This is a genomic window from Halioglobus sp. D3-4 (genome assembly GCF_055809315.1).
Map to the genome: position 1 here is coordinate 2,476,881 of NZ_CM147907.1, position 17,736 is coordinate 2,494,616.

General features: G+C 55.3%; 15 protein-coding genes. 5 read left to right on the plus strand and 10 right to left on the minus strand.

The genetic code is table 11. From position 1 onward, the window contains the following. Positions 1-6: 6 nt before the first annotated feature. Positions 7-2,805 (minus strand): XrtA/PEP-CTERM system TPR-repeat protein PrsT, encoded by a 2,799-nt coding sequence (gene prsT, locus AC0L6S_RS10625; RefSeq protein WP_473428463.1) that lies wholly within the window; start codon positions 2,803-2,805, stop codon positions 7-9. A gap of 376 nt (positions 2,806-3,181) precedes the next feature. On the opposite strand from prsT, the gene AC0L6S_RS10630 reads away from it, so the two are divergent. Beyond that, entirely contained in the window at positions 3,182-4,027 is an 846-nt protein-coding gene (locus tag AC0L6S_RS10630; RefSeq protein WP_473428464.1) for a PEP-CTERM sorting domain-containing protein, read from the plus strand. A 106-nt stretch (positions 4,028-4,133) separates the two neighbouring features. Then, positions 4,134-4,880 (plus strand): hypothetical protein, encoded by a 747-nt coding sequence (locus AC0L6S_RS10635; protein ID WP_473428465.1) that lies wholly within the window; start codon positions 4,134-4,136, stop codon positions 4,878-4,880. A 76-nt stretch (positions 4,881-4,956) separates the two neighbouring features. Here AC0L6S_RS10635 and AC0L6S_RS10640 read toward each other — a convergent pair whose 3' ends face one another. Continuing rightward, the gene (locus AC0L6S_RS10640) at positions 4,957-6,351 is read right to left on the minus strand and encodes an NAD-dependent malic enzyme (RefSeq protein ID WP_473428466.1); all 1,395 of its coding nucleotides are present in this window, start codon (positions 6,349-6,351) and stop codon (positions 4,957-4,959) included. An 867-nt stretch (positions 6,352-7,218) separates the two neighbouring features. Between AC0L6S_RS10640 and AC0L6S_RS10645 the strand changes: the two genes are divergently transcribed. Next, positions 7,219-8,235, plus strand: a complete 1,017-nt coding sequence (locus AC0L6S_RS10645; RefSeq protein ID WP_473428467.1) for a hypothetical protein — start codon at positions 7,219-7,221, stop codon at positions 8,233-8,235. A 41-nt stretch (positions 8,236-8,276) separates the two neighbouring features. On the opposite strand, the gene AC0L6S_RS10650 is transcribed toward AC0L6S_RS10645, so the two are convergent. The 5 genes from AC0L6S_RS10650 to AC0L6S_RS10670 form a co-directional block, all read right to left on the minus strand. Further along, on the minus strand, positions 8,277-8,645 hold the full coding sequence (locus AC0L6S_RS10650) for a YciI family protein (protein ID WP_473428468.1): 369 nt from the start codon (positions 8,643-8,645) through the stop codon (positions 8,277-8,279). 84 nt (positions 8,646-8,729) lie between these two features. Beyond that, complete coding sequence (locus tag AC0L6S_RS10655) at positions 8,730-9,542, minus strand: VOC family protein (protein WP_473428469.1); 813 nt, start codon at positions 9,540-9,542, stop codon at positions 8,730-8,732. A 27-nt stretch (positions 9,543-9,569) separates the two neighbouring features. Beyond that, the gene (locus tag AC0L6S_RS10660) at positions 9,570-9,950 is read right to left on the minus strand and encodes a DUF1428 domain-containing protein (RefSeq protein WP_473428470.1); all 381 of its coding nucleotides are present in this window, start codon (positions 9,948-9,950) and stop codon (positions 9,570-9,572) included. A gap of 79 nt (positions 9,951-10,029) precedes the next feature. Then, positions 10,030-10,449, minus strand: coding sequence for a VOC family protein (locus AC0L6S_RS10665; protein ID WP_473428471.1), 420 nt, complete (start codon positions 10,447-10,449; stop codon positions 10,030-10,032). 97 nt (positions 10,450-10,546) lie between these two features. Beyond that, positions 10,547-11,791, minus strand: a complete 1,245-nt coding sequence (locus tag AC0L6S_RS10670; protein ID WP_473428472.1) for an RNA polymerase sigma factor — start codon at positions 11,789-11,791, stop codon at positions 10,547-10,549. 481 nt (positions 11,792-12,272) lie between these two features. Between AC0L6S_RS10670 and AC0L6S_RS10675 the strand changes: the two genes are divergently transcribed. Beyond that, complete coding sequence (locus AC0L6S_RS10675) at positions 12,273-12,536, plus strand: hypothetical protein (protein ID WP_473428473.1); 264 nt, start codon at positions 12,273-12,275, stop codon at positions 12,534-12,536. Beyond that, a complete protein-coding gene (locus AC0L6S_RS10680) occupies positions 12,533-14,134 on the plus strand; it encodes a PepSY-associated TM helix domain-containing protein (RefSeq protein WP_473428474.1) in 1,602 nt (533 codons plus the stop codon). Before AC0L6S_RS10675 ends, AC0L6S_RS10680 begins: the two co-directional genes overlap by 4 nt. 35 nt (positions 14,135-14,169) lie before the next feature. Here the strand turns inward: AC0L6S_RS10680 and AC0L6S_RS10685 are convergent, their stop codons facing one another. Genes AC0L6S_RS10685 through AC0L6S_RS10695 form a run of 3 tightly spaced genes read right to left on the minus strand, consistent with a single transcriptional unit; the run spans position 14,170 to position 17,653 of the window. Then, a complete protein-coding gene (locus AC0L6S_RS10685; protein ID WP_473428475.1) occupies positions 14,170-15,189 on the minus strand; it encodes an ABC transporter ATP-binding protein in 1,020 nt (339 codons plus the stop codon). Positions 15,190-15,212: 23 nt separating this feature from the next. Continuing rightward, positions 15,213-16,733 (minus strand): ABC transporter permease, encoded by a 1,521-nt coding sequence (locus AC0L6S_RS10690; protein WP_473428476.1) that lies wholly within the window; start codon positions 16,731-16,733, stop codon positions 15,213-15,215. Then, entirely contained in the window at positions 16,730-17,653 is a 924-nt protein-coding gene (locus AC0L6S_RS10695) for an extracellular solute-binding protein (RefSeq protein ID WP_473428477.1), read from the minus strand. The genes AC0L6S_RS10690 and AC0L6S_RS10695 overlap by 4 nt, the downstream gene beginning before the upstream one ends. Between the last annotated feature and the right edge of the window lie 83 nt (positions 17,654-17,736).

Below are 17,736 nucleotides of genomic sequence, written 5' to 3' on the forward strand. Positions count from 1 at the left end.
TGAGGATTATTGTAGTGAAGCCAGTAACTCCTCCGCTTCCACACGGTGCTGGAAGACGGGACTATCCCCACCCAGCACCTTGTTGAGTATTACAATTGCAGCGCCCTTATTGCCTGAACGCGCCTCAATCTCTGCCTGGTGGTACAGCAGGTTGGGGTCGTCCGGTGACAGATCCAATGCACGCTGAATATGCCGCTGCGCCTCCCGGTGGTTTCCAGCCTGTGACTCTACGATAGCCACGGTGTCCAATATCTCGACTTTGTCCGGGGCCGCGGCCACAGCCAGCCGTGCGTATTTAAGCGATGCCACTGGATCCTTATCACGCAGATACCAGGCAAGGTTGTTGAGCGCTGCGGCGTTTTCCGGCTGCAGGCTGATAACCTCACGGTACTGATCGAGAGCATCCTCAGCACGACCTGCACTCGCTAATTGTGTCGCCAATGCCATGCGAGCAGCGACATCATCCGGGTTGTTGCTTACCCAGGTTTCTACAATCTGCCGGGACTCCTGTTTCTCGCCCGTCACGTACAAATAGCCCGCCAATTCAAGCATCGACTCCGTAGTAGGTGCAGCTTCCAGTATTTTGCGAAACAGCGCGGTAACCTGTTCTGAGTCTCCGTCGCGCTGCGCGGCAAGCGCATGCAAGCGCAACACATCCGGGGACTCGGGCGCCAGTTTCGACAGTCTTTCCATGTAGTTGTCAAACTGCGAGGCATTACCATCAGCCCAGGCCAACCTGGCAAGTGATACCAGTGCAGGAGCGAAGTTCTCATCAATCTCCTCTGCGCGCTTCAGCTCTTCTCTTGCCCGCTCCAGATCCCCGGCACCAGCGGCTGCTCTTGCCAGCAGGTGGTGGGTGTAAGCCGTGTCCTGCTCAAGTTCGACAAGCTGTTCAAGGTTGTACTGTGCCTTGTCATACTTGAACTCAGCTATTTGGGAAATTGCCAGCAGGCTCAATACCTCAGGAGACTGCTGTTGTAACTCTGAGAGCGACGCAAACAGTGGCGGAATCTTGTCCGGCATATTGCCCCAGACGTAATACCTGGCCAACATCAATCGGGGCTCCAGAGCATCGGGGTGCGCCTCTATGGCATACTCCAGTTGCGCCACCATCTCATCCTCATTGCCGGGCTCAGCAGCCAGTGCCGCCAGATGCAAGAGCGTGGGCAGATAATCCGGCCTCTCTTTCAGTACCGCCTGGTAGTAAGCCCTGCTGGCCTCTGTATTACCCCGCTGCTGCTCAATTTTTGCCCGGGTGTGATTCGCTTCGGGGTCGCCCGGCACCAGGGACAGCGCCTCTTTAAGTTCCGCGATGGCTTCATCAACCTGCTCGTTGGCAAGATACTTCTGCCCCAGCACTGTATGGCCATGCACACTGTCCGGATTCTGCTTCACGTATTCCTGTGCATCGGCAATAGCGCCAGCAATGTCCTCTGATTCACTGATAGCCTGCAGCCTGAACATGCTGGCCTGTTCGAGTGAGGGATCTAGCGAAAGTGCCGTTTCAAACTGCCGATTAGCAGCTTCCCGCTGGCCGTCAAAGAGCAGCCCGGCGCCCAGTTCAAAGTGAGCAATGGCGGATTCCGGTGCAGTCTGCTGCAGAGTCTTCAGTATCTTCAGCGCCTGGTCCGTCTTGCCATCCTGTATCAAAGCCTTAGCCATAATATTCAGCGCAAGCCGGTCAGACGGGTCAGCATCCAGTACCGGGCGCAGCGTTTGTTGCGCCTCCTTCGCCCGCGCGTTTTTCAGGTAGAGGCTCGCCAGAAGTATGCGTCCGGGTGCAAAATTGGGATTCAATGTCACCTGCCGCTCCGACTGCCTTACTGCTTCCGCCTCATTGCCCTCAACCATATAGGCGCCTGACAGGTAAAACAGGATCAGCGGATACTGCTCCGCTGCTGGTTCTGCCAATGTAAGGGCATCGATACAGTTCGCGTAATTCCCGTTGAGGAAGTCCAACGATCCCTGCAGATAATTGGTCATCGGGTGCTTCGGTGCGGTTTCGAGTAGGAATTCGATATCCGGAGTCACATCCTCCAGTTGCCGCATTTCCAGATTGAGAAGGCCGCGCTTGAGCCGGTCCTCCTTACTGTCAGGCGACAGTTCAATCGCGACAGAAAATGCGGCCAGTGCTTCAGGGCGTTTATTCTGTGCGGCCAGCAAGTCCCCCTTCATACTCCAGGCGTCGCGTCTATCAGGATGTTCAGCAAGTACGCGTTCAACGAGTGCCAACGCGCCGTCCAGATCACCGGATGCACCGAGCATTCGCACTTCCGCAAGCTGTACCTCCGGGTCTTCGCCGTGTACTTCAGACGCTTTGGCAATGAAGGTGTCTGCCGTCCAGATATCGCCCTGTCCAAGTTTCGCCAGCGCCTGCTGTGCCTGCAATTGAGCGGTCGCCCGGGGGGATAGACCCGCGGTGGACAGCGCCATCACGCCCGCCAGATCACCTTTGCTGAGCAGCGCCTTGGCCAGCGCCGGAAGCACCTCGTTGGGATTCCATCCCAACTCCCTGGCACGCTCCAGTTCCTTGGCCGCAGCCGTCGCACTGCCGGTATCGAGGTAAGCTTTACCCAGTAACCAGCGGGCGCGCGGCAGTGTTTGCTGTTTTTCATTGGCAACGGACAGTGCATTTTTTAGTTCGATAATTGCTTCGGCGTAGTTGTGCTCTGCCAAAAGCTGCTCGGCTCGCGCCAGGTATTCTTCACTGGTGGTGCTATCGCCACAGGCCGCCACGGCTAAAAAGCAGACAACCAGCATAAAACGCTGAAACCAGTTGATGGGCGAAATTCTTGCTATCGGCATCGTGCCTCCCCGAGTCGGTTCATTCCAAAACATGTTCATTGCCATCCAGGCTTTACTCTACATCGTGAGATTGCATCGGGTGACCCTCTGCTCGGCCATCACCATAGTCGCGTAGTGAGAATTGTGTCAACCACCGCCGCCTTATCGACGGCTGTCGAAGTACCACGAATGTCGATACCACAAAAAGCGCCAGTTCGTCTGTGCGAACCAGAACGTCAGCTTTTTTTACATTCGATACACGAGCCGACATAGTGAATATCTGCACCTCGTTGAAATATGGGCATTTTATAGTTTTCGGTATAAAAGTTGCCTACAGTGCAGTGCGCAAGTTACAGAGCAAGAGCTTGCCAATCACTAATTGCTCAAGGAGATAGGTATGGATTACCGTTTATTCGCACCAGCAGGTGCGCTGTTTGTCGCTGTCAGCTTCGCTGCACCCGCCGATGCGGCTGTCGTCAACTCATTTGCCCCATACACAATCACGCCCACTCCCGGCGTCTGGTTTGAGAGCGACATGCGCGGGACGGGCCAAGCCAGCATTGTCGATCTCACCGGACAAGGCGGCAATCTCGAGAACAACCAGCCGCTGCCGATCGGTGCCGCACGCCTGACAACAGGCTTCGACAACGGCGACAAGGCGGAGGTCGCAGTCGTCGATAGCTACGGCAATGCGAGCGCGCTGTTTTCCAACTCATTCAGCCTGAATTACTCCTATTACAAGGAGGACGTCGGCAACCCGAATGCCGCCCCTTCAATCAAGCTCTCAATACTCAACACCGGTTGTGCCCAGGGCGACGATTGCGTCGGCACGTTGATTTATGAGCCCTATTGGAATCAACCCGGCTCCGAGGGCAGTTCAGCCCTGGTTCCCACAGATGACTGGGAGTCAGTGGCTATTACCGCAGACAGTGGCCTGTTCTGGTGGAACGGCGGCTTCGGTCAGCCCAATTCATTTGGCGGCACACCATTGAAAACACTGACGGACTGGATGGCGGCTTTCAACAGCGACTTCAGTGGCGCGGACGTCGTAGCATTGAGCATGGGCGTAGGCACCTATAACCAGGGCCAGGACGTGTACTTCGATGATGTGAGTATCAGTGGCAACGGGTATGTGGCATCCTATGACTTCGAGCCTGTCGACGTTCCAGTGCCATCCACCCTGTTACTGGTGGCTCTCGGTGCGTTTGCCGGGGTTTCATCCCGCAAGCGACGCGTTCGCTAAATCCCGAGTTAACCAAACTCGCGGCTGCCCGGGTTGTTCGGTATCAATCCGGCCGGCCGTTGCTGCGCTCTTTCGCGCCGATTAACCTGGGTTGAGAGTAAGAACAATGATCAATGGTTTGGCACTGGCAGCTATAGCACTTTTGCTGACAACTACCGTTCACGCTACTGTTACGGATCAGGACAACGATAAAGACGCAATTGCTGACAACGCCCCTGAGTCAGAGGATGAGGGCCGTGAAGCTCGCTGTGTTGATCTGACTACCCGCTGTAACACCGTGATGGTGAACTATTCCGGCGATTCGGTTGAGTTTGCATTTTTCCGCCATCATCATTCGCAGAATAGTTCCGCGGAAATCGATACAGCAACGCACGAACTGACTGACGCTGTCCCGCTTCCCAGAGCAGGTTTACCTGACAACGAGTCCGGGATTCCCGACAGCAGTGAGTATCGTCTCGGCATGGATTTCTTGCTGGGCTTCGAGGAGAACAGTAACACAGAAACTCCAGCAGAGTCGTTCTCCGGGTATGGCGAGGGCACTGCTGAATTCAGCATCTATCATAGCTGGAGTTCAGCAGCACTAGCGTCCATGCGGTCACACCCGCCGCAACGTCCTGCCAACGCCCCAAATAGAACGGAGCAGACAGCCAGGCGAGTCGCAGATTTCTGGGATATCCGATCCATTTACCAGTGGCAAGTGGATGAGAATGTCATGAATAGCGCGGTGTATGACGTCACCCAGGTAGTCCTCAGCAATATTTACCTGTCACCAAAAATCAGCTCTGCCAGCGACCCGGAAATTGTTGTTTGCGAATTGAATAATCCGGATAACTGCCGACCTCTATCCGATTGATGAAGGTGGCAGAGATTCATCGCGGTGCCACTCGCAGCGCTATTTGAACGACCGGGCCAAGCCTGCTACCTGTGCGTCAGTTGGCGTCATAGAACGCCTTCTTGACGGCCTCCGCTACATTGCGTGCCACATTCTTGTCGAATACGCTCGGAATGATGTAATCCGCGGAAATTTTTTCTGCGTCAATCGTCTCTGCTATGGCACGGGCAGCAGCCATTTTCATCGCTTCGGTGATGTCTGTCGCGCGCGCATCCAACGCGCCACGGAATAAGCCGGGAAAGCACAACACATTATTTAGCTGATTGGGGTAGTCACTGCGACCTGTCGCCATCACTGCAACATGTGGCCACGCGAGCTCCGGCATGATTTCCGGCTCCGGGTTGCTCATTGCAAAAACGATGGGGTCTGCGGCCATTGTCTTCAGGTGCTCTACGCTCAAAATACCGGGGCCAGAAAGTCCAACGAACAGGTCAGCGCCTGCAATAGCCTCGGCCATGCCACCGGAAATATTTTCCGGGTTGGTCATCTCACAATACGCCTGCTTGGCCGAGTTCAAATCTGTTCGCCCGGCGTGAACAATACCTGCCCTGTCGAGACCGATGATATTGCTGATACCCAGGTCCAGCATCATGCGTGTACAGGCCGTACCGGCCGCACCAACACCCGCCACCACCGCCTTTATCTGTGCCGGCGATTTGCGAACGACTTTCAGTGCGTTGATAAGCCCGGCGATCAGCACGACTGCGGTCCCATGCTGATCATCGTGAAAGACCGGAATATCCAACTCCTGTATCAGTCGCTGCTCGATTTCAAAACAACGAGGCGCGGAGATATCCTCAAGATTAATACCACCGAACCCGGGGGCAATTGCCTTGACGGTTTGTATAATTTCGTCCGTATCCGTGGTATTCAGGCAGATCGGGAAACCATCCACCTCGCCAAACTCCTTGAACAGCATTGCCTTGCCTTCCATCACAGGCATTGCGGCCTCCGGCCCGATATCACCCAGGCCGAGCACTGCAGTGCCATCACTGACGATGGCGACGGTATTTTTTTTGATCGTTAGATTATACGCTTTGGTAACATCCTCATGAATCGCCTGGCACACGCGCGCCACACCCGGTGTATACGCCATTGACAGGTCGTCCCGCGATTTCAGCGGCGCCTTGCTGGTCACTTCAATCTTTCCACCCAGGTGCATCACGAATACACGGTCAGAGACATGAACGACTTCAATACCCTCAAGTGCATTTAACATATCGGTAATGCGATCTACCTGTTTTGCACCTGTCGTCTCTACCGTGACGTCGCGAACAATGCGGTCCTGCTCATACTGGACAATATCAATCGCACCAATATTGCCACCGGCAGTATCAATTTCCGACAGTACGCGCGCGAGCATACCTGGCTGATTCCGAATACGTAAGCGGAGAATAATCGAATTGCTGGCACTGGTGGCTAGTTCACTCATAACTGTTTGCATCTCTTCTCTTGTAGTCAATACTTGTAGTCAAAACCTATCGGCGACGATAAGGCGCTCTCGCTCTGTGGTGTCATATAATCGTCAGCGCGAGCTGTGGACACCAATGTCCAGGCGGAATTTGGGCGTAGCGCATTGACACGCCTCGTCATTCCCACGGAGCAACTTATCCCGCACGAATTATCGGATACAGCCGGTATCACTCCGGAATAACGGGGCATACCCCACGCCTACTCAGCGCAACCCAGCGACTCCGACAACAACACCGAGCGAATTTGATGGCATTCGCCCTGCGAGTTCCAGAGACTGTTTCCCTTTGCCAGAACTGGCAATATTTCGACTCAAGATCAGGATTATCCGTAAGATGCGAGCCGCACTGAATCTCGATGAGCAGTGTATCCTACACAACACGGAAAGTGTTTCAAATTAAATCGCGCGCAGTACTAGGACGACTTAGTGGTTTGAATTTGACAGACGATATCCAAGCCGTTTTGTGTAGTTTAACGGGATCAGCGGAAGAGCCTATGCGGGAGTGGGCCGAACTCGTAACTAATAGCCGTTAGCGTCGCCATTTCCGGCTCAGATGAGCCCTACCCTGGGCCAACGAAACCCGACCAACTCACCGGGGACTTCCATGTCGATGTGAGGTGTGGATTTTCCAGTCTGGAGTTAACGGGGCAGTAAATGGGACTGTCCCCATTAACGGAAACTTCTCCGTTTCGGTCCCGATTCGAAAGTCCAGCCCGAAAGCTCGCTCGAAGCATTCATTCAAGTACTATCTGCCCCTGAACTTGGCGCTAATCAATAATCCTTCCTATACTCCATGCAAAGACTCTACATGGAATTCAAGGACCTCAAATGAGACTGTTACTATCTGCAACTATAGTGAGTCAGCTGCTCTGGACACACTCAGCGGCCGCCCTGCCCGATACTGCATTCAGCGGCGCCAGTCTAGAGAGCACATTTATTATTGCAGGCGGTGGCCAACTGCCACCGGGCTTTGACGCAATCGCAGGTGGTCCGACGTTGGTCAATTCAGTCGCATCCTTTTTGGACGCCCCTGATGCGATACCTTTTGAGGATAGCCAAACCATCGTTGCAGGCCTTTCACCCGAAAACCCTTCTGTTTTTTTTCGTACTAGCAGCACCACGCGAAATATGGGTTCAGAGGGAGCGGTAGCCACGAACAACCATCGCCTTTACCAAATTTTGGAGTTAGACGATGACAATGACGGGACAAATGATGTATCCGCACGAGGTGTTCTGGGTGAAAGCTCGTCTCAGGCTTCGCTATCCAGCGAACTTCATCCCGCCTCAGCTAATGCCGATGTTCAGAACCAACGAACCTTTACGTTTACGAACAACCGCCAGAGTGAGTTCACTTTCGGCATCCAGGGTGTATTTGAGATTAATCTGTTTGCCTTAGCTGGCGGCCTCAATACGGCTGCCGATGCAATTGCCACTTCAGACTTATTCTTTAGCTCTTCGAACCCACTCGATATTCAATTTGCCGACTCTGCACCGTATGAATTCGACGAGAACAGTTCTGGCGAAAACGCCTTCACCACCGTCGGTAGAGAAACAGACGTCGCCGGTACCGGACATTTGAGCCTGACCGGCATGACAAGTGTTTCTAATTTCGCGGCGCTGGATAGCGATGCCTTTGCATCTGCCATGATGGGCTTCGCCTTAGGTATTACCCTGCAGCCCGGAGAGGTCATCAATATGGTTCATAGAGTTTCCTATTCTACCTCTGCCGACATTGGCCGTGCATCTACTCAGGTACCTGCGCCGGGTTCTCTAGTACTATTTATGACTCTGCTATTTGGACTTGTCGTCACAAAGCGGTGGGTGAACTTAGAAGGCGCAGTCTAATTTGCAGGAGACACCCATTAATGTTCATAAACGTTAATGTTTTAACGCATATTCTCTTGTTCCATCAACTCCCTCACCGGGCGAATTTCCACACACCCATAGCGCGCCGGGGGAATCTTCTCCGCCAAGCGAAGTGCCTCATTCATATCCCGGGCTTCCAACATATAAAATCCCGCCAATTGCTCTTTGGTTTCTGCGAAGGGACCATCGGTGACCAAAGGTTTATTATCGCGCATGCGCAGTGTCGTTGCGGTATCGGTTGAAAGCAGCGGAGCGCCATCCAGATAATGGCCGCTTTCGGTTAGATCTGCCACACAGCCAATGCACTCGCGATTCAGGGTATCCCATTCCTGCTGAGACATTTTCTGTATATTTTTTTCATCGTAGTACACCAGACATAGATATTTCATGTTTCCTTTCTCCTTTGTACGCGAACTCTACAATAGAGGTAGCGGCAGCCCGTGCTTGAGCCTTGGCATGCCATCATATGGTGTTCAATTCGTGGTGCGAATCGTATTTCTTGATCCTACTAAAGAAAACAGCGCTCCCTGTGGATCAATCGCATTAACACTGAAGTCTCCGCCGGGAATTTCGTCAGGACCATGCAGGATTTGCCCGCCCCTCTCGGAGATCGTGGTGACAGCGATATCAATATCGTCGCACCGAAAATAGTACTGCCACATCGGTGTTGGAGCATCCTCTGGTTTCTGCATGATGGCCCCAACAACACCGTTGTGACGGATAAACTCGTACCGGCCCAGCGGGCCCATATCCATCTCGCCATCTTTACTCCAGCCAAACTCATCGAAGTAGAAAGTTTTAGCCGCTTCAGTATCGCTGCTGAGCAATTCATTCCATGCGCAATGTCCAGGACGCGGCTTGTCTGCGGCAAAAGCGATACTGCCCTTACTGCTAGAGCCGCGCATCACATAGAATGGGACTCCCTCTGGGTCAGTAACCATGGCTATGCGGCCGACCTGCGGTATATCAGTAGCGGGCATTAGTTCGTTGCCACCGGCGGTGATGATATTGGCGACTGTCTGATCCACGTTATCAACACCGATGTAGCCAAGCCATATCGGTCTGACACCGCCTTTGCGCATATCTTCCGTCAGTTGCATCAGGCCACCTATATCGATAGATTCTCCGGCCTGCTGATCTTGAGCGCGGAGTATTCGGTAGTCCCTGTCGGGCTGGCCACTACTGGCAGACTGCCAGCCCAGTATCGCGCTGTAAAAGGACAGCGCGTCATCGATACTATCGGTTAATAATTCATACCAGATAAACTCGCCATGTTCGTTGAGCATGTTTGTCTCCGTACTTTTATAAGTTCGTTAAGGGTGGCTTTTTTCAAGCTTTACCACTGGCAAAAAGCCACCGAAGATCATCCGCATACCATCAAAAGGCATGGGATTCTGCTCGGGATTGAAACGTGGATCACTCTCCGCAGCCGCCATCATTCTCTCCATACCTGCATCGCGAGTAGCCTTGTCTGGCCATTCGATCCAGGAAAACACAACAGCTTCGTCTGGTTGTGCCTGTACTGCTTTACGATAATCCGTCACCTTGCCATCGGGCACGTCGTCTTCCCAACATTCCAGGACACGGGTGGCGCCCCACTCAATAATGGCAGCATCACTCACATCTGCATGCTGAATAAATTTTTCTTTGTTAGCTTTGGGTACTGCGATTACAAACCCGTCGATGTAGATCATAGTGTTACTCCTTAAGCCCTATGCGTTATCGCCACTTAGCCGTTTACTACTGTGTAGAATCAACCCATCGAAACCGCTTCTATCGGTCATCCCGTTCTGCAGCTATTGCATCAGGATCCATCCACCCCGCCTCCCATACGTGACCATCAGGATCCGCCAGAGCGCGGCTGTACATGTACCCGAAATCCTGGCCGGGGTTAATGTCCGCAGTACCGCCCTTGTTTGCCGCAGTGATATTCATGGCATCAACGGCTTCACGATTCTCCATAAAGAGGCTGAGCATCACCTCACTTGAAGTTACAGGAGGGATAGGTCTATCAGTAAAGTGACGCCATTTTTCGTGAGTGAGCAACATGACATGGATTGCTTCGCTCCAGACCATGCAAGCGGCGGTTTCATCGGTAAACTGCGGATTGTTCTCAAAGCCCAGAGCCTGGTAAAAGGCCATTGACACAGTCAGGTTTGCGACCGGTAAGTTTACAAATATCATAGCTGTCATGGGCTACTGCTCCTGTATGCTTGTTCGCTGAAAAGGTGTTTTCACCCAATAGTCGAACGCTGCGTGGAGATTTCGACAGGCACGGAAGTATTTTTTTCTATTTTTCTATTGAAGCCAAACGTCGCTGTAAAAAGCGCTTCTCGGGCTCCTGCTGCACCAGATCAAGCGCCTGGCGATAGCTTTGAATCGCCTCTTGTGATCGGTCGAGTCGCCGCAATAGGTCGGCGCGGGCAGCGTGAAGCAGGTGATAGCCCTGCAGGTCTTTGTGATGCATCAGTTGATCAATCGCCATCAGGCCCGCCTCTGGCCCATTGCACATCGCTACGGCAACAGCGCGGTTGAGCGCTACAACCGGGGACGGACTGATTTGCAGCAGCACCTCATAAAGACCGGTGATTTCCGCCCAGTCAGTAGCTTCAGCCGAAGGCGCCTCGGCATGCAGGGCGGCTATAGCCGCCTGCAGGGTGTAGACACCAGGTGGGCCAGCTCGCAATGCCTGCTCCACCAGTTCACAGCCCTCGCGTATCTGAACGCTATTCCACAGCGATCGATCCTGCTCTTCCAGAGGTATCAAATCGCCTTCGGCGCTTGTGCGACCATCTCGCCTGGCATCGTGCAACAGCATCAGAGCTAGCAGGCCAGTCACTTCTGTATCTGGCAGTAAATCGAACAACAGTCTGCCCAGCCGGATAGCCTCCGTCGACAGATTACCGTGGGTAAGCTGTGCACCGCTGGAAGCGGAATAGCCCTCATTAAATACCAGATAGATAACCGGCAATACCGCGTCCAGTCGCGACGGCAGCAGCCGAGGATCAGGCACCTCAAACGGAATACCCGCATCGCGGATTTTGTTTTTCGCCCTGACTATGCGCTGAGCCAGGGTCGGCACTGACACGAGAAACGCCGCAGCAATTGCCTCAGTAGGCAGGCCACAGACTTCCCGGAGGGTCAAGGCCACGCGTGCCTCCATTGCCAGGCTGGGATGACAGCAGGTAAAAATGAGCCGCAGGCGATCATCCTCAATGCTATCGTCATCCAATATCCCATTTTGCGTCTGTCGTTCCAGACTTTGGGCAAGCTCTTCCTGATAGCCGTCTAAACGCGATTTTTTACGTATTCGATCGATGGCTTTGAAGCGCCCCGTAGAGATCAACCAGGCCCGGGGATTCTCCGGAACACCATCGCGCTGCCACTGTGACAGGGCAGCGACAAACGCATCTTGCAGGGCTTCCTCTGCGAGATCGAAATCGCCATGCAACAGACGAATCAACGTAGCCAATACTCGGCTCGATTCATCTCTATAGATCGCGGCGACGCGCTGTTCGACGGAAGTTGCATTCATATACTTTTAAAAGGGAGAGTTCCATTTACTGAGTTTAAGCACGGCCAGAAAATCGATGCCATTCGCGCAATCCGATACGTAATTCTATTTCATCCGTGGGTCAGAAATAAATCCGTCCCCATTAATACGACAGGGGATCGAGTGGTGGCATTCAGATAGTGAATCGGCTAAAGTTACGAATGAGAATACTTCTCATAACCCTCGATAACGACTGGTAGAAACATCGACGCAATCTACACAAGCCTGCTGCTGGTAACAGCATCCGCTGGACTTACTCATCTGGCTATACGTTACACGCAAGGCATGCGCAGGGTAATGGTGTCAGGCATTGCCCTCGGCCTGCTGAGTTGGGCATTCCATCTTGGTCCCGCATTGGGCGGATTCTGGTCCGGCTTCTATGTACTTTTGTCTGCTTATTTCCTGGCCTGCATGTTGATGCCATGGATCGATCTTGCGGTCCGTCATATCGAGGTCAAACGCCGTGCTGGTTAGATCGCTGGTAGCCATACTGCTGTCTATCCCGGCCACTGTGGCGTTGATCAGTTTGTGTCTGGCATTGCTACCCGTGGCCAGCAGCCTGACCCTGCCGGCCTTGCTGATGGTGTTTCCGCTGTGGGTCGGCCTTGCCACTGCCAGCTACCTGTTGCCCTCGGCGCACGCGGCCATCGCTGTATTATGTGGTATCACCGGGCTGGGGTTTGGGTTGCTCGCCCTGTTGAGGATTCTCGGGATGGCCGGTGTATGAAGGCTGCGACCCTCAAACGCTTTCTCGATGTACACACGTGGACGGGGTTGGGTTCCGGCCTGGTCCTGTTCATCGCTTTCTATGCGGGCGCATTAACTGTTTTTTGGGAGGAGTTGGATGTCTGGGATCACTACCTGGACATGCCCGCCCAGCATCAGGACTACCAGCAGGCCCAGCAACTCTTTGATCTGGCGCTGGAGGCACAACCGAACGCTGCGGAGACTGTGCGACTGGACCTGTCGCGTCCGAATAAGCCGGCGCATTTGGTACGCTGGTTCGAACGCCTCGAGGACGGCAACTTTGAGGGGCACGAATTCCGCATCGACGGTGACGGCACGCTTAGCACAGCGCGCGACCAGTCGTTGCTCTCGGATTTTGTCTATCGGCTTCACTACACGGCAGGGTTGCCGGCAAGCTTTGGTCTCTACGTGCTGGGGCTGGTTTGCGTAATTTACGGATTGGCCCTGGTCACCGGGTTACTCATCTTCTTACCCAATTTTTTTCGCGACCTGTTCATTGTGCGACCAGGGCGGAACAAAAAGCGATTCTGGCTGGACACACATAACGTTATCGGTGTGTTATCGCTCCCGTGGCATGTGATGTTTGCGTGGAGTAGCGCATTGCTGGCCATCGGTTTTTTCGTGCTGGCGCCGTTTGAGTATCTTGTGTACGAGGGAAAGCTGCAAACTATCGTTGGGCGGGATCTGGGAATAATCGAGCACATTGAGCCCGCCGGTGAGATGCGCCCGCCGCTCTCGGTGGCTAAAATTGTGGAGATTGCCCGGGGTGAAATTGCAGCTCTTGAGCCTCACCAGCTCCGCTACGAGCATGTGGGTGATACCAATGCGGTGGTCACCGTGCGCGGCATGTCTGAGGCGGACACGCTTGTCCCGTTTGCATCTGTGTCCCTGAACGCAGCTACGGGGCAGGTGATCGCGGTAAACGACCCTGCGAGCGCCTCGGCGGGCTTCACTTTCTACAATGGACTGATTTCCCTGCACTACGCCTCCTTTGGCGGTTACATCACTCGCTGGCTGTACTTTGTGCTCGGACTTGCGGGCGCATTCCTGTTCTACTCGGGCAACTTGCTGTGGATCGAATCACGCCGCAAGCGACGAAGCACCGAACAAACCGGTGGAGTCATCTTCCTGGCGCGCCTCAATAGCGGTGTATGTATCGGTTGCATGGCGGGCATATCGGCTGCATTTCTGGCGAGCCGCCTTTTTGCCGGTCTTAGCAATCGCGCTGACATGACAGAGTACGTGTATTTTTCGGTGTTCTTCCTGTCTATCGGCTGGTGTTACCTGCGCCCGGTGGCGACCGGAACCCGGGACCTGCTTTATCTGGCCGCCTTGTTGAGCGCTGCAATTCCGTTAGTGGACCTGACGTTGGTGAATGTTCCCTCCTGGTCGAACGCACTCGTTAGCCATGGCGCCCTGCTGGGTGTTGACGCGTTGGCGATGGCAGCAGCGGTGGCATTCTGGCGAATGGGAGCTGCGGTGCAGCGGCGCGCATTGCACGGTGATCCCAATAGCGTTTGGGCTGTAACTGGCGGGAAAAACTATCGGCACGGCCTCATCGCGAATAACAGCAGTTGAGCCTCTCACACGGCACGCAGACCCAGAGTTTTTTTTCAATCGCCAGACACTGCAAACGCCGCCAGCGGGTCTGTACTGGTCACCGCCAGCTCTACCCGGGCACCGATATCGAATCGCTCTTCGTGACTGGTGCGCACGCGGATCTCCGCGCCCTGATCGAGGCGAACAGTGTACAACCAGGTACCGCCCTCAAACTGGGCCAGACGTAGTTCAGCATTGCCCCCTTCCGATGCTGCCGCAAGGCTACAATCATCCGGACGCAGCAATAATTCAATCGGCCCTGTTGCACCGGCAACCGGGAGCGCGGCCAGATTCCCCAGTACAGTCTCGGCCCTACCCTCTCTGAGCTGGGCTGGCAGAAAACTGGCCTCGCCGAGAAAGCCGGCGGCGAAACGGTCGGCAGGCGCACAGAAACATTGCTGGGGCGTACCGAGTTGCATCAGGCGACCATTCCTGAGGATGCCGAGGCGATCCCCTACCGACAGCGCTTCCTGTTGGTCGTGTGTCACCCAGATAGCCGGCACGCCGGCCGCCTTGAGGGCATCGCGAATCTCCCAGCGCAGGCTGTTCTTCAGCGCGGCATCCAGATTGGAAAGGGGCTCGTCGAGCAGCATCAGCGCCGGTCCATGCGCCAGTGCACGCGCCAGCGCGACGCGTTGCTTCTGGCCTCCAGACAGCCGCCCGGGTTTTGCATGGCGCAATGCCGTGAGGCCGAGCAATTCAAGCCAGTGCTCGGCGGGACCGCTATCCGCCAGGCGGAAGCTGATGTTCTGCTCGACAGTGAGATGGGGAAACAAGGCGAAATCCTGGAACACCATGCCGACATTGCGCCGCTCGGGAGGGATGGACACGCTGGGCGTGGCTTCCCAGCCCGGCAGGGAAATACAGCCCTCGGCAATGGGCACCAGTCCAGCGACAGCCTGCAGGGCCGTTGTCTTGCCGCATCCGGTGGGCCCTACCAGCATCAGGATTTCGTCATCCGCCAACGCCAGGTTGAGGCTGTGAACTACGCGGTTATCACCGTAGTCCACCGATAGGTTTTCAATTTTAAGCATAGAGTACGCACCGTCTTTCCAGATCAGGCGCGATTATCCTCGAAAACGCCGAACTCTTCTCGTCTTTCCCCCGATAACATCAGGAGTAAACCTAATCCGGACATGAGAATCAGTAGCAGGCCGGGCACTGCCGCACGGCCGAAATAGCCTGCTTCGTAGACCCGCCACAGGTACGTCGCCAGCGTTTCAAAGCCCGTGGGTGCCAGCAAGAGTGTTGCCGGCAGTTCGCGCATCGCCTCGAGAAACACCAACGCCGCCCCTGCGATAATACCGCGCCGTGTGAGCGGTAGCGTCACGCGACGAAATACCTCAGCACGTCCGGCCCCGAGCACGCGCGCCGCATTTACCAGGCTGCCGTCGATGGATTCAGAGGTGGAGCGGATGGAACTCACCGCCAGCGGCAGAAAGCGCATGACATACGCGATCACCAGCAGCGCCAGCGTCTGGTAGAGAAAAGCCAGTTTGAGTCCAATGTACACCAGGGCGGTGCCCATCACGATTCCGGGAATACCGAACCCCAAATAGGTTACACGCTCCATCAGTCGTCCCGCGCGACCGCCCATTGCCGCCCAGGCCACTGGCAGCGCGACCACGGCCGCCGCAGCGGCCGCCAGCAGCGACGCGTAGACAGAGTTCCAGGTATACGCCATGTCGAAGTCACCGCTGCCATCGCGCACCAGCCACAAGCCAAATATCCCCAGCGGCAGGACCAGCGCCATCAGCGTGACCGGTGCTATCGCCACCAGTATAGCGCTGACCTGCCAGCGTCGAGGCCACAAGCTGAGGGCGCGACCAGGGCGTTCCGGTGTCACATGTACGCGTGACTCCAGGTATAACACTAACCCCACTAGCGCCAACAGTTGTAAAGACAGTAGCGCAGCCTGACTCAGGCCGAAGGCATTGTATTCGACGTAAATCATGCGGGTAAATGTATCCAGTCGCATGATCGCCGGCGTGCCAAAATCCGATAGCGCATAAAGTGCAGCCAACAGTGCACCGGCGGTGATACCGTTCAGCGCTCGCGGCAGCACCACGCGCCAGAGACAACCGGAAAAACTCAAACCCAGAGTGCGCGCGGCATTGATCTGGCTGACGTCCTGGGCCAGCAGCGCAGAACGGGTTGTCAGCAGTACGAAGGGATAGGTATACAACGCCATTACCATGGCTGCACCAAATAAGCCCTCAGCCGCGGGGGTGCTGATGCCAAGCATGTTTTCCAGTTCGCCACCGGGACCGAAGGCGGCGTAGATCGTGAAAGCGCCAAGGTAACTGGGCAATGCCAGGGGTGCAGCCAATATCACCAGCCACAATTTCTCCAGCGGCAGGCGCACGTATGCGGTCAGCAGGGCTAGTGGGACTCCCAGAAGGACAGCACCAATCACCGTGCCCAGAATCAGAAGCAAAGTGTTGAGCAGCAATGTGAGGTTGCGCGCGTCTAACAGCCCTTCGACTGACTCCGTTAGAGTGAACAGCACCCCCACCGGCAATAACATCACCACGGCAACCAACATCGCCACAGGGTAGGACAGCGGGAGTCGGGTCATAGCACGCCGGCTTTACGCATCAGGTCCAGTGTCGGCCGAAGGTCAGCCAACTCAGTCAAATTCACCGCCGGCGGTGATATGCTGGCCAGCGGGGGCAAACCCTGCGGCGGTGCGGTGCCGCTGACCAGTGGAATTTCGTATGCCTCGCGGGCGAGGAAGGACTGCACCTCCTGGGTTAGCAGGTAGCGAATGAAATTGACGGGCAGTTCACCCTCCGACAGCGCCAGTATCCCGGAAGCGTTAACCAGACATCCGGCGTCATCGTGGGTGAATGCAAGATCCACCTGCGCATCCGGTTTTCCCGCTTTCAACCGCAGCGTGTAGTAGTGGTTGGCGAATCCGATATCAACTTCACCGCGCTCCACACCCATCACGACGCCGAGTTCGCCGGCATAGGACTTGGCGTTTTTGTCCGCCCGTCGCAGCCAGTCCACCGTTGCGGCATCACCCTCCAGAATACGCATGGCGGTGACGAAGGACTGGAAGGCCGCATAGGCAGGCGCCCAACCCATACTGAACCCACTGTCCGGGATCGCCATTATGTCCGTCGGAATATCCTTACGCTGCCAGCGACCTGTGTAGTAGGGCACGGTACGTAAACGCCCCGTCACCGGCGCCCAGGTCTCGTAGCGAAATTCCGGTTGCAGTTGACCGATCAGGTCGGCGGGCAATGCGCGCGCCAGTCCGGCGTCGCTGACCATGCCGATTGCACCCGAATCAACGGCCCAAAACACATCTGCGCGGCGCACGCCAGCGTTGGCCTCGGCGACGATAGCATTGGCCAGCGCGGAAGTCGGGCCGCGCCGAATATGCAACTTGAAACCGGGGTTGCGCTCTTCGATAGCCGCCAGCACTTTTTCGTAGAGTCCGCCCTCGCCCTGCCCGAGGTAAAGCGTGAGCTCACCTTTTAGAGCCGGCAAACTTTCTACGGCTGTTGGGTTTGCCCTTGCTACTGACCAGGGCCAGGTAGCGAGAGTACCTGCACTAGCGGCTGCAGCGGCGT

Coding starts and splice junctions, on each gene's coding strand:
- AC0L6S_RS10645 (WP_473428467.1), top strand. CDS start 7,219: ATGAGACTGTTACTATCTGCAACTATAGTGAGTCAGCTGCTCTGGACA.
- AC0L6S_RS10665 (WP_473428471.1), bottom strand. CDS start 10,449: ATGACAGCTATGATATTTGTAAACTTACCGGTCGCAAACCTGACTGTG.
- AC0L6S_RS10650 (WP_473428468.1), bottom strand. CDS start 8,645: ATGAAATATCTATGTCTGGTGTACTACGATGAAAAAAATATACAGAAA.
- AC0L6S_RS10690 (WP_473428476.1), bottom strand. CDS start 16,733: ATGACCCGACTCCCGCTGTCCTACCCTGTGGCGATGTTGGTTGCCGTG.
- AC0L6S_RS10640 (WP_473428466.1), bottom strand. CDS start 6,351: ATGAGTGAACTAGCCACCAGTGCCAGCAATTCGATTATTCTCCGCTTA.
- AC0L6S_RS10685 (WP_473428475.1), bottom strand. CDS start 15,189: ATGCTTAAAATTGAAAACCTATCGGTGGACTACGGTGATAACCGCGTA.
- AC0L6S_RS10670 (WP_473428472.1), bottom strand. CDS start 11,791: ATGAATGCAACTTCCGTCGAACAGCGCGTCGCCGCGATCTATAGAGAT.
- AC0L6S_RS10655 (WP_473428469.1), bottom strand. CDS start 9,542: ATGCTCAACGAACATGGCGAGTTTATCTGGTATGAATTATTAACCGAT.
- AC0L6S_RS10635 (WP_473428465.1), top strand. CDS start 4,134: ATGATCAATGGTTTGGCACTGGCAGCTATAGCACTTTTGCTGACAACT.
- AC0L6S_RS10680 (WP_473428474.1), top strand. CDS start 12,533: ATGAAGGCTGCGACCCTCAAACGCTTTCTCGATGTACACACGTGGACG.
- AC0L6S_RS10660 (WP_473428470.1), bottom strand. CDS start 9,950: ATGATCTACATCGACGGGTTTGTAATCGCAGTACCCAAAGCTAACAAA.
- prsT (WP_473428463.1), bottom strand. CDS start 2,805: ATGCCGATAGCAAGAATTTCGCCCATCAACTGGTTTCAGCGTTTTATG.
- AC0L6S_RS10630 (WP_473428464.1), top strand. CDS start 3,182: ATGGATTACCGTTTATTCGCACCAGCAGGTGCGCTGTTTGTCGCTGTC.